Origin of the sequence: Rhodococcus sp. 05-2254-6, assembly GCF_002258565.1 — a bacterium.
Classification (GTDB): domain Bacteria; phylum Actinomycetota; class Actinomycetes; order Mycobacteriales; family Mycobacteriaceae; genus Rhodococcoides.
The window spans coordinates 45646-57558 of sequence record NZ_NOZF01000159.1; the positions used below are offsets into that span (position 1 = coordinate 45646).

Here is an 11913-nt window from a genome sequence, read left to right on the forward strand (position 1 = left end):
GACTTAGTCCAGATTAGGGGCATACTGGAGTACATGCAGCTCACCGAACGCGTCGACCCCGCAGCGCAGTTGCGCTCGGTCGGTCTCCGCGTCACCGGACCCCGGGTTGCAGGTCTGAAAGCGGTCACAGCCCGACCGCATTCGGACGCCGACGACATCGCTGCCGCCGTCCGGGAGGACGGTGGTTCGGTGTCGACCCAGGCCGTATACGACGTGCTCAGGGCCTGCGTTGATGCAGGTTTGCTCCGTCGCATCGAACCGGCCGGCTCGGCCGCGCTGTACGAGAGTCGGACGGCGGACAATCACCACCACCTCGTGTGCCGAGAGTGTCATGTGGTTGCCGATGTCGATTGCGTCGTCGGAGCGGCGCCGTGTCTCGTCCCCGAGAACACCCACGGATTTGTCGTCGACGAAGCCGAGATCGTCTTCTGGGGTTTGTGCGGCGACTGCACGAGGCATTCCGTCTGACACTGCGGTCCAGCGTGCGGCCGCTCGGTTTCAAAGATCTTTCGAAGAGCAGCCCTCTCCGAATTCGATTCAGCCCTACAGGAGGCTTCGTATGACCAAGCCGATCACCAACAAACCGACCACCAGCAACTCGGGAATCCCCGTCCCCAGCGACGATCAGTCGCTGACCGCCGGAACGCAGGGACCGATTCTTCTCCACGACCACTACCTCATCGAGAAGATGGCGCAGTTCAACCGTGAGCGGGTCCCGGAGCGCGTCGTGCACGCCAAGGGCGCAGGCGCGTTCGGTGAACTCGAGATCACCGGAGACATCAGCAAGTACACCAAGGCTAAGGCGTTGCAGCCCGGTGCCAAGACCGAGATGCTGGCGCGCTTCTCCACCGTCGCGGGCGAGCAGGGCAGCCCCGACACCTGGCGTGACCCGCGCGGATTCTCGCTGAAGTTCTACACAGAAGAAGGCAACTGGGACCTGGTCGGCAACAACACCCCGATCTTCTTCGTCAAGGACCCGATCAAGTTCCAGGACTTCATCCGTAGCCAGAAGCGCATGCCCGACTCCGGTCTGCGCGACAACAACATGCAGTGGGACTTCTGGACCCTCTCGCCCGAGTCGGCGCACCAGGTGACGTGGCTCATGGGCGACCGGGGTATCCCCAAGTCGTTCCGCCACATGGACGGGTTCGGTTCGCACACGTACCAGCTCATCGCAGAGGACGGCACCAAGACCTGGGTCAAGTTCCACTTCAAGACCGACCAGGGCATCGACTACCTGACGCAGGACAAGGCGGACGAGGTTGCGGGTACGTCCCCCGACCACCACCGTCAGGACCTCTTCGGATCCATCAAGAACGGCGACTTCCCCAGCTGGACCCTCAAGGTGCAGCTCATGCCGTACGACGAGGCCGAGAACTACAAGTACAACCCGTTCGACCTCACCAAGGTCTGGTCGCAGAAGGACTACCCGTTGATCGAGGTCGGCAAGATGACCTTGAACCGCAACCCGGAGAACTTCTTCGCGCAGATCGAGCAGAGCTCGTTCGAGCCGTCCAACACCGTGCCCGGCATCGGCTTCAGCCCCGACAAGATGCTGCTCGGCCGCGTCTTCTCCTACGCCGACGCGCACCGATACCGCATCGGAGCCAACTACGCGCAGCTGCCGGTCAACGCCCCGAAGTCCGAGGTCAACTCGTACTCCAAGGACGGCAACATGCGGTACTCGTTCAACTCCCCGGAGACGCCCGTCTACGCGCCGAACTCGTTCGGCGGCCCGTCGGCGGACACGAACAAGTACGGCGACGACGGAGCATGGGACTTCGAGCCCCGCTTCGTGCGCACCGGGTACATCGAGCACCCCGAGGACGGCGACTTCGTGCAAGCGGGAGCCCTGGTCCGTGAGGTCATGGACGACGCGCAGCGCGAGCGCCTCGTCGGGAACATCGTGGGGCACGTCCTCAACGGCGTCAGCGAGCCCGTTCTGAGCCGCGTGTTCGAGTACTGGACCAACGTCGATCCCGAACTCGGCAAGAAGGTCGAGGAAGGCGTTCGGTCGCAGCAGAACGAGACCGCACCGACCACGGGTGCAGGCGCAATCGACGATCCTGCCGACGAAGCAGCCAAGGTCTGATGTTGGGATCGGCGTCACAGCGGATGTGACGTCGATCCGGAACAACGGGGGTCGACCTGCCGTTGTGTAGTACAGACGGAAGAACAATAATGGTGTGCGATGCATACCGTCGTCCAACGGCAGGGAGGCCACATCATGACGAACCCCATCACCAGCACCCTCGACGCAGGCCAGCAGAAGATTGCCGGCGACGCGCTTCAGGGAACCGTGGTCGATCTCATCGACCTTTCGCTCATCGCCAAGCAGGCGCACTGGAACGTGATCGGCAAGAACTTCCGGTCGGTGCACCTCGAGCTCGACGAGCTGGTCACGGCCGCACGTGAATTCACCGACCAGGCCGCCGAGCGCGCCACCGCTATCGGCGTCAGCCCCGACGGGCGCGCAGCCACCGTCTCCTCGACGGCAGGAACCAAGGGCTTCGGTGCCGGATGGACCAAGGACAGCGAAGTCGTCCCAGCGGTCGTCGACAACCTCGCCGCGGTCGTGGAGCGTCTTCGCGGACGCATCGCCGACACCGGCGAAGCCGATCCGGTGACCCAGGACCTGCTCATCGGCATCACTGCTCGGCTCGAGCAGCTGCACTGGATGTGGCAGGCCCAGGCCAGCTGACGTTTTCCCACCCGACAGGCCCCTCGCGCACAGCGGGGGGCCTGTTGTTTGCCTGCACCACCCCCGGGTATCCGAAAACCATGCCTGTTTTGAAGCCGACGGTCGACGCGGTCCTGCTCGACATCGACGGCACCCTCGTCGATTCCAACTACGTGCACGTCGACGCGTGGTCGCGCGCGTTTCGTGAGGCCGGTGGTTCCGTTGCTTCCTGGCGTGTTCACCGCTGCATCGGGATGGACGGGTCGAAACTGCTCGAGACGCTCGTCGGGTCCTCGGACAGCGCGCTTGCCCACGAAGCGAAGAAGCTGCACGGCGAGTACTACGCTGCTGCGTCGGCGGATCTCGAAGTGCTGCCGGGTGCCCGTGAACTGTTGGCGGACTTGAACTCTCGCGGCATCACCGTGGTGCTTGCAACCTCGGCTCCGGAGAGCGAGCTGTCGACGTTGCGCGACCTGCTCGATGTCGAGGACTCCGTTGCCGTGGTGACGAGCGGCGAGGACGCCGACGTAGCCAAGCCGGAGCCCGACATCGTCGCGGTTGCACTCGAACGGGCCGGCGTCGAGGCATCCAAGGCGGTGATGGTCGGCGACAGCGTCTGGGACATCGAGTCGGCCGGTCGCGCGGGTGTACGCGCCGTCGGTGTACTGAGCGGTGGTATCTCGCGCGGAGAATTGCTCGACGCGGGCGCGATAGCAGTGTTCGACGACCCCGCCGATCTGCTCGCCAACATCGAGGACAGTCCCTTCTACTCCGATGAAAAGGCAAGTGCTTGAGCGAGTTCCGCAAGCCGCACCCCAGGGTCGACGGTTATGTTTCCATCGAGAGCTACGGAGCCATCGGTGACGGCCGCACCGTGGCGATGATCGCCGACGACGGCCGGATCGATTGGTTTCCGGTTCCGAACCTCGATTCGCCGCCGCCGTTCGCAGCGTTGCTCGACGCGGGGAACGGCGGATACATCCAGCTGACGCCGCTGGAGGAGTTCACCGTCCAGCGCGAATTCGTCCCTGGTACGAATGTGCTGAGCACGACGTTCCGTACCGACACCGGTACCGTTCGAATCACCGACTCGTTGAACACCGGTGTCGCCGGGCGTCTTCCGTGGGTGGAGTTGGCCCGTCGCGTCGAGGGTCTCGACGGCACCGTCGAGTTGTCGTGGTCCGTGGCACCGGGCACCATGCTCGGCATCGCGTCGCCGTGGGCGTACGACACCGAGCACGGCACCGTGTTGCGGGTCGACGGATTGACCCTGGCCGTGCGGACTCTGGGAATCGAGGAGGTGCATGTCGCGGACCGCGACATCGGTGGTGTCTTCACCTCCCACCCGGATTCTCGGCATGTGCTGGGCGTCGTGGGGACGGAGAACGAGCCGTTGCCGCTGCCCGATCCGCAGCACCTCGACGAGGGGATCGACCGGACGATCGCCAACTGGCGCGTGTGGTCCGACGAATTCTCGTACCAGGGACCGTGGTCGGAGCATGTGGCGCGGAGCGCGCTGGCTCTGAAGTTGTTGCTGCACAGCCCCTCCGGTGCAATCGCCGCCGCTGCCACCACCTCTCTGCCCGAGAACAGGACCGGTGGCAAGAACTGGGACTACCGCTACGCGTGGGTGCGCGACGCCGCGTACACCATCCGTGCGCTGCAACGGTTCGGCCTTCGCGAGGAGATCCATGCTGCAGTGGCGTGGCTGCTGAAAGTGATCCGAGTCAACGATCCGTTGGTGAATGTCTTCTACACCCTCGGTGGTGAACTACCCGGTGGCACGGAACAACCCGACGTTCCCGGCTGGCGAGGCATCGGACCGGTGGTCAACGGCAACGCTGCCGCGGATCAGCTGCAGCTGATGATCTTCGGTGATCTGTTCTCGATCATCCGCCAGTACGTCGACGCGGGGAACATTCTGGACGCGCAGACGGGGCGCCTGCTGGCCGCCATCGCCGACGAGGCCTGCGATTCGTGGCAGCGCAAGGACGCGGGGATCTGGGAGCTCGAGGACGAACAGCACTACACCAGCTCCAAGCTCGGTTGCTGGCAGGCGCTGGACTGCGCCGTGCACCTGGCAGAAGCAGGCGAGATCCCGGGGATACCGGATCGATGGAAGGCCGAGAAGGAACGCATCCGGCTCTACATCGAGACCGAGTGTTGGTCGGACGAGCGGCAGGCCTACCTCGCGTACCCGGGTGCCGACGGTCTCGATGCGTCGGTACTGCTCGCGGCCGAGATGGATTTCGATCGGGGAGAACGTCTTTCGTCCACCATCGATGCGCTCGTCGAAGAACTCGGTGCCGGTCCGTTGATGTACCGCTACAGCGGGGTCTCGAAGGAAGAGGTGACCTTCGTGGCCTGCGCGTTCTGGCGAGTATCGGCGCTGTCCTGCGTCGGCCGAGACGATGAAGCCGCAGCTCTGATGGACCAACTGGTGGAGCTGTCCAACGACGTCGGTTTGTACAGCGAAATGATCGATGCTTCGGATGGATCGTTTCTGGGTAACTTCCCACAAGGCTTGAGCCACCTGGCCCTGGTGAATGCGGCGCTGACCATTGCGCGCTCGCACGACGCCACAGCCTGACCGCACTCTCATACACAAGGTGGAATTCGATGGATTTGGGAATCAACGGTAGGACAGCACTGGTCACCGGAGCAGACTCCGGTATCGGCTGGCACACCGCGAAAATGCTGCTGGCCGAGGGGGTTCGCGTCGTGATCAGCGACAAGGATCAGACCTTTCTCGACGAGGCCGCAGCGAAACTCGGCGCAGCGGAGGGGCAGTTGTTCGCGTTCGCCGCGGACGTGACCGACACCGACGCGGTCGAGAACCTGGCAGCACGGACGCAGCAGGCAGTGGGCGACATCGACATTCTCGTCCAGTCCTCGGGAGTGACCGGAGCGCAGGGGCTGTTCCACGAGATCGACGAGGAGGGGTGGCGTTCCACCCTCGACATCGACCTGATGGGACCGGTCCGGCTACTGCGAGCATTTCTGCCCGCACTCCGCCGCGGTGGCTGGGGACGCATCGTGTTGCTGACCTCCGAGGACGCCGTGCAGCCGTACGACGACGAATTGCCCTATTGCGCAGCCAAAGCCGGCGTGCTGGCCCTCGCCAAGGGGCTCTCGCGCAGCTATGCGTCCGAGGGACTGCTGGTCAATGCAGTCTCTCCCGCGTTCATTCACACCCCGATGACCGACGCGATGATGGACAAGCGCGCCGAGGAGAAGGGAACCGACCGCGACGGTGCCATCGAGAGCTTCCTCGACGAGGAGCGTCCGTACATGGAGCTCGGACGCCGTGGCGAGCCCGAGGAAGTCGCCTCGGTGATCACGTTCCTGTGTTCGGACCGCGCGTCCTTCGTCAACGGATCGAACTACCGAGTCGACGCCGGTTCCGTCGCAACAATTTAGGAGAACAGCATGACCAATTTCGGATACACGTTGATGACCGAGCAGAGCGGCCCGAAGGAGCTGGTGCAGTACGCCGTCGGAGCCGAGAAGGTCGGCTTCGACTTCGAGGTCGCCAGCGACCACTACTCGCCGTGGCTCTCGTCGATGGGTCACTCGCCCTACGCATGGACGACGCTGGGTGCGGTGGCTCAGGCCACCGAACGCGTCGAGTTGATGACATACGTGACGTGCCCGATCATCCGGTACCACCCGGCCGTCGTCGCGCAGAAGGCCGCCACGCTGCAAATTCTGGCCGACGGACGCTTCACCCTCGGCCTCGGCAGCGGTGAGAACCTGAACGAGCACGTCGTCGGCGAGGGCTGGCCGTCCATCGACAAGCGGCAGGACATGTTCGTCGAGGCGCTCGAGATCATCAGGGCATTGCACTCCGGTGGCTTGGTCACCTACGACGGCAAGCACTTTCGCGTCGACTCCGCCCGGATCTGGGACCTGCCCGAGGGCGGCGTGCCCATCGGCATCGCAGCCGGTGGCGAGAAGGCCGTCGCGCGGTTCGCCGAGTACGGCGACCACCTCATCGCCACCGAGCCCGACGCCGATCTGGTCAAGGCATGGTCCGACAACCACGAGGGCCCGGCGCGGTCCATCGGACAGATCCCGATCTCCTGGGATCCGGACAAGGACGCGGCCGTCGATCGCGCGCACGATCGCTTCCGCTGGTTCGCCGGTGGCTGGGCCGTCAACGCCGATCTGCCGACGACGGCCGGTTTCGCCGGAGCCACCAAGTTCGTACGCAAAGAAGATGTGGCCGAGACGATTCCGTGTGGACCGGACCTGGACGCCATCGTCGAGGCCGTGAAGCCGTACTGGGAGGCCGGCTACACCGACATCGCACTCGTGCAGGTGGGCGACGAGACCCAGGAGCGCTTCCTCGCTGAGGCTGCCGGCCCGCTGTTGGAGAAACTGCGCGCTGCGTCCAGCTGACCCGACGTTCCACGAGGCCCCGATCGAGAGCATCCGATCGGGGCCTCGAGCTGTCACTGGACGTGAATGTCCTTGCGGTCGAGCGCCCTGCCGGCCGATGCGACAACCGAGACAGTGAGCAGCGCCATGGCCGTCAGGACCGACAGTGCGGCTCCGGTGGTCAGCGAACCCGAGTCACCGAAAGTTCCGGAGGTCAACTGGGTTGCGCGAGTGGCCAGTGCATAGGGCAGCACGAAGATCGCCCCGGTCACCTCGGCGGTGAGGAGGAACACCGACATACCGGCCCCGACGAGAGCGATGGCAATCGGCACCGCGAACGACCTGACAGCCATCGACAGAGCGGTGTGCAGTGCCGCGACCGGTAGTGACCCCACCACTATCAGCGCACCGGTCGCGAGGAGCTCGGAGGGGAGCGTTCCGTCGAGCGAGAAGACCACCTTGCCGAGAACAACGACGGCTGCCAGCATGACGATGTTCATGGCCGCGGTCAGTGTTGCCACCACCGCGGTCTTGGCGATCACGATGCGCGCCGACGGAACCGGCCCACTCATCAGGGCATTCCAATTCCCGCCTCGGTGTTCGGATTTCCAAACCAGTGATGCCAGTACCGCAACTCCGAGTGCGAGTGGGAACAAGCCCCAGAACACGACTGTGCGCAACCACAATGTGCGCCATCCCTCTGCCAATTCTGCGCCCGACGCGATCGTGTTGAAGGTTCCGACCCCCGCGATGATCAGCGGAAGGAGAACGACGACCGCCCATGCCTGCGAGCGCCTGAGCTTGATCATTTCGGCCGAGAACGCATTCATGCTCGTACCTCCTGTCGATCGAGTCGAACGGTCTTGAGCCAGAACGACACTGCCCCGACAACTGCGAGGGCTGCGATGCTGGCGTAGGACGGGTTCAGCGTCACCACCTGTTCGCCTCGGTAGTCGGCGGCAGACGCCAAGGAGTAGTAGCCCCACGGCGTCAAGTGTGCTGCCCAGGAGGGAAATCCGGAGGCGCAGATCGCGATGACGGTACCCACGATGCCGATTCCCAGCGCGACCAGTTGGTTGTCCACTCGCGCTGAGATCAGCAGGTGCACAGCGAGTATCACGAGGTTGATCGTCACCGCCGCCGCCGTATAGCCCAACCACAGGGCGGCAGGCAAGGGTTGGGTCACTCCGATGGCGGTTCCCAGAAATACACCTCCAGCACTGGCCGCCACCGTCGCGCCGGCAACGACGAGGCCCGTCGAGACGAGCTTCGCGCGCACGAGGGCTCCGCGGCCGGCTCCAGTGGTCCGGTTCAGCAGCCAGCCGTTGGATTGATGCTCGACTTCCATTGTGCGGCTTGCCATCACGGTGATCAGCAGCGGGGATGCGATGGGGACGGCAAGGGACAGCCCGGCCAGTGGCAGTGCCCAGGAGACCGTGGTCGAATCCTTCGACGCTGTTGCGGTGAGAGCCCCGACGAAGGTCAACCCGACGATTGCGGCGACCAACAATGTGGCGATCGCGCCGATGTGCAGGTGCCTGAGTTTGGCGAACTCGTTGCGTACGGTCGTCACAATCGGCCACCCTTCGTCAGATTCATGAATACGTCTTCGAGCGACTGATCGTCGCGCCGAACGCCGTAGACGCCTGCGTTCGCGCCGACGAGTTCTGCCACCACCTGTGCGGCACCTCGATCGTCGATGCCGGACAGCCTCAGCGTGTGATCCTCGACCTCGACCGAAATACGCTGTTGCAGAACCGAACGCGCGCAGGTTGGATCGATGACGTCGATGAGTACATCCGGAGTGGCGGCGGCGAACAGCTCGTCGCGGGTGCCTTGGAAGATCAAGCGCCCCTGGCTCAGGATCCCCAGCATGTTCGCCGTCTTGTCGATCTCGCCGAGCAGATGGCTCGAGACCATCACTGTCACGCCGTGTTCGGCGAGATGGCGGAGCAGGCCGCGGATCTCTTCGATGCCCGCCGGGTCCAAGCCGTTGGTGGGCTCGTCCAGGATCAGAAGTCGTGGTTCGCGCGCGAGCGCCATCGCGATGCCCAGGCGCTGTTTCATCCCCAGTGAGTAGTTCTTCACCTTCTTGTCGAGGTGCTCCTGCAGCCGGACGGTGGCCACCGCCCGGTCGATCTGTTCGGCGTGCAATCCGAGCGAGCGTTGCACGATGCGAAGGTTTTCCGCACCCGTGAGATGGCCGTATCCGGGTGGAGCTTCGATGAGTGAACCGATGTGCGAGAGCACTCCGCGGCGGGTCTCGTGATTCATCGGCTTCCCGAGGATCTCCACCTCGCCGGAGGTCGGTCGGATCAGGGACAGCAACATCTTCATGGTCGTCGATTTGCCCGATCCGTTCGGACCGAGAAAGCCGTAGACGCAGCCCTCAGGAATGCGAAGGTTCACGTCGTCGACGACGGTATGGGTGTCGTAGCGCTTGCCGAGGCTGTGAGTTCTGACGATGTCCATGCCTCGACGGTCCCGCATTCGGCGGCGAGAATCGTCGGTCCCGAGTATGTCCGGTGTCCTACTCGGGTATGACTTGCCGCCGGGTGGCGGCGCTACGGAGCCAGGGTCGACAGATTCTTCGAGATGCTCGACGTCAGTGCTTTACCGACGATCGCGGCGAGGCCGGGGACGGGTGCATCGAATCCGATCGTGTAGTCGAGCTCGGTGCCGCCGTCGGCGGTGGGGGTGAACTTCTGCACGCCCCAGTGGCCGCGTAGCGGGCCGCCCTTGGTGATGCGGTACTCGATCAGCGAATGGGGCTCGGAGGTGATCGTGGTTTCCTCGAACGCGGGAAGCGGACCCAGCTTCAGGCTGCGCGTCGACCCGACGCCGTTGCGGGAGGTGTCACCGTCCCGAACGCGGCCGATCTTCGCCATGAAGAGCGGGCCGAGGTTCTCGTGCTCCGACAACGCCGCGAAGACGACCTCGGGGGGAGAGACGAACCGGTGCTTGACGTGTACGCGGGTGGGGGTCGGCATGGGTCGTGAGATCCGTTCGCTCGGGGTCGACAGAGTCGACTCACAGTAGCCGTCCACCGCGTGAAAAAAAGGACCCATTCGATCGAATCGAATGGGTCCCTCTTCGTGGTCCAACTGTCGGGGTGGCGGGATTCGAACCCACGACCTCTTCGTCCCGAACGAAGCGCGCTACCAAGCTGCGCCACACCCCGTGTACCGCTGGAGAAGTCTAACTCACGACTGCCTCGGAACGCGAAACGCCCTCGTCGGAGACGTTTTTCGGACCCGTTCTCGGGGCCGGAGTCAGCGTGATCAGGGTGGCCTCGGGGCGGCAGCAGAACCGCGCAGGCGCGTACGGCGACGTTCCGATGCCTGCCGAGACGTGCAGCTGGGTGTGCGCGCCCCACTTGGACGGGCCCTTGACCCGCGAACGATCGATCTCACAGTTCGTCACCAGCGCGCCGTAGAACGGAAGGCACAGCTGGCCGCCGTGGGTGTGCCCGGCGAGGACGAGGTCGTAACCGTCCTGAGCGAACTTGTCCAGCACTCGCGGCTCCGGGGAGTGCGTGATGCCCAGGCGCAGGTCTGCGAGCGGATTGGGCTGCCCCGCGATGGTGTCGTAGCGGTCGCGCTTCAGATGTGGGTCGTCGACGCCCGCCGACGCGATCCGTACCCCGGCCACCTCGAGCTCGCGACGCACATGCGTCACGTCGAGCCAGCCCCGCTCGGAGAACGCGGCCCGCAGGTCGCGCCACGGCAACGAGTCGCCGGTGGTGCGCTTGTGGTTCTTGTCGAAGTACTTGAACGGGTTCTTCGGCTTGGGCGCGAAGTAGTCGTTGCTACCGAACACGAACAGGCCAGGCCGAGCCAGCAGCGGCCCCAACGCCTGCACGACGCTGGGCACGGCGCGCTGGTGCGAGAGATTGTCTCCGGTGTTGACGACCAGATCGGGTTCGAGGCGGTCCAGTTCACGCAACCAGTTCTGCTTCATCCGCTGTCCGGGCATCATGTGCAGGTCGCTGATGTGGAGTACGCGCAGCGTCGCCGAACCCGGCTCGAGCACCGCCATCGACGTCTCACGCAGCGTGAACGCATTGCGTTCGATGAGTGTGGCGTATCCGAGACCCAACGCCGCCGCGCCCGCCGTTCCGATCACGGAACTCTTCAACGGTGCTGCTCTGACGGCGTCGCGCGCCTGCTCTGCGGCGGAGCGCAGTTGCGAGGAGGCACTGCGCAGTTGTGTGGAGGCACTGCGCAGTTGCGTCGACGTGCTGAGAAACGAGGGACTGAATTGTGCGGACACCTCATCCACGATACGGCAGCAACCGGATATGGACGTGCGAGCCGAGGACTGCGCCGCGTAGCGTTTCCGCCATGTCCGAACTCAAGGCCCGCCTCCGAACCGACCTCACCGCAGCGATGAAGGCGAAGGACAAGCTTCGCCTGGCAACGCTGCGCATGATTCTCGCCGCCATCCAGACCGAGGAGGTCTCCGGCAAGGAGGCCCACGATCTGACCGACGACGACGTTCTCAAAGTGCTTGCCAAGGAAGCGAAGAAGCGCGGCGAATCGGCCGAGATCTACACGCAGAACGGCCGCGGCGAACTCGCTGCGAACGAGCGCGCCGAAGCGCAGATCATCGACGAGTACCTGCCCACGCCCTTGACCGACGAGGAATTGGCGAGCATCGTCGACACCGCGATCGCCCAGGTCGCCGAAGACCTCGGGGAGCGACCGGCGATGAAGCAGATGGGTCAGGTCATGAAGATCGCGTCGGGACTCGCCGCAGGCAAGGCCGACGGATCGCGACTGTCGAAGGCTGTCAAAGACCGCCTGTGACAATCGATGTGAGTGGAACCTCGTAGTGGACTACTAGGTTCCACT

General features: G+C 64.4%; 13 protein-coding genes and 1 tRNA gene. 8 read left to right on the forward strand and 6 right to left on the reverse strand.

Annotation, left to right across the window (positions count from 1 at the left end; all coding sequences use genetic code 11):
• The first annotated feature begins 33 nt into the window (after positions 1-33).
• From CH256_RS22230 to CH256_RS22260, 7 genes are all read left to right on the forward strand, one after another.
• A complete protein-coding gene (locus CH256_RS22230; RefSeq protein ID WP_094670572.1) occupies positions 34-468 on the forward strand; it encodes a Fur family transcriptional regulator in 435 nt (144 codons plus the stop codon).
• Between the two features lie 91 nt (positions 469-559).
• Positions 560-2092: a catalase gene (locus tag CH256_RS22235; protein ID WP_373454859.1), complete on the forward strand. Its 1533-nt coding sequence runs from the start codon at positions 560-562 to the stop codon at positions 2090-2092.
• A 135-nt stretch (positions 2093-2227) separates the two neighbouring features.
• The gene (locus CH256_RS22240; protein ID WP_068054046.1) at positions 2228-2701 is read left to right on the forward strand and encodes a Dps family protein; all 474 of its coding nucleotides are present in this window, start codon (positions 2228-2230) and stop codon (positions 2699-2701) included.
• An 80-nt stretch (positions 2702-2781) separates the two neighbouring features.
• A complete protein-coding gene (locus CH256_RS22245; protein ID WP_094670573.1) occupies positions 2782-3474 on the forward strand; it encodes an HAD family hydrolase in 693 nt (230 codons plus the stop codon).
• A complete protein-coding gene (locus CH256_RS22250; protein ID WP_179272179.1) occupies positions 3471-5270 on the forward strand; it encodes a glycoside hydrolase family 15 protein in 1800 nt (599 codons plus the stop codon). Before CH256_RS22245 ends, CH256_RS22250 begins: the two co-directional genes overlap by 4 nt.
• Positions 5271-5299: 29 nt before the next feature.
• Complete coding sequence (locus CH256_RS22255) at positions 5300-6100, forward strand: SDR family NAD(P)-dependent oxidoreductase (protein WP_068054060.1); 801 nt, start codon at positions 5300-5302, stop codon at positions 6098-6100.
• Between the two features lie 9 nt (positions 6101-6109).
• The gene (locus CH256_RS22260; RefSeq protein WP_094670574.1) at positions 6110-7081 is read left to right on the forward strand and encodes an LLM class F420-dependent oxidoreductase; all 972 of its coding nucleotides are present in this window, start codon (positions 6110-6112) and stop codon (positions 7079-7081) included.
• Between the two features lie 53 nt (positions 7082-7134).
• Here the strand turns inward: CH256_RS22260 and CH256_RS22265 are convergent, their stop codons facing one another.
• The 6 genes from CH256_RS22265 to CH256_RS22290 form a co-directional block, all read right to left on the reverse strand.
• The gene (locus CH256_RS22265) at positions 7135-7890 is read right to left on the reverse strand and encodes an ABC transporter permease (RefSeq protein WP_094638702.1); all 756 of its coding nucleotides are present in this window, start codon (positions 7888-7890) and stop codon (positions 7135-7137) included.
• A complete protein-coding gene (locus tag CH256_RS22270) occupies positions 7887-8633 on the reverse strand; it encodes an ABC transporter permease (protein WP_094670575.1) in 747 nt (248 codons plus the stop codon). The genes CH256_RS22265 and CH256_RS22270 overlap by 4 nt, the downstream gene beginning before the upstream one ends.
• Complete coding sequence (locus tag CH256_RS22275) at positions 8630-9532, reverse strand: ABC transporter ATP-binding protein (protein ID WP_094670576.1); 903 nt, start codon at positions 9530-9532, stop codon at positions 8630-8632. The genes CH256_RS22270 and CH256_RS22275 overlap by 4 nt, the downstream gene beginning before the upstream one ends.
• A 92-nt stretch (positions 9533-9624) precedes the next feature.
• Positions 9625-10050: an SRPBCC family protein gene (locus tag CH256_RS22280; RefSeq protein WP_068054078.1), complete on the reverse strand. Its 426-nt coding sequence runs from the start codon at positions 10048-10050 to the stop codon at positions 9625-9627.
• 117 nt (positions 10051-10167) lie between these two features.
• Positions 10168-10241 (reverse strand) — tRNA-Pro (locus tag CH256_RS22285).
• Positions 10242-10258: 17 nt separating this feature from the next.
• Positions 10259-11197, reverse strand: coding sequence for a metallophosphoesterase (locus CH256_RS22290; RefSeq protein WP_231893981.1), 939 nt, complete (start codon positions 11195-11197; stop codon positions 10259-10261).
• 206 nt (positions 11198-11403) lie between these two features.
• Between CH256_RS22290 and CH256_RS22295 the strand changes: the two genes are divergently transcribed.
• Positions 11404-11868 carry a GatB/YqeY domain-containing protein gene (locus CH256_RS22295; protein WP_094670577.1) on the forward strand — a complete coding sequence of 155 codons (465 nt, stop codon included), beginning with the start codon at positions 11404-11406 and terminating at the stop codon, positions 11866-11868.
• Positions 11869-11913 lie beyond the last annotated feature (45 nt).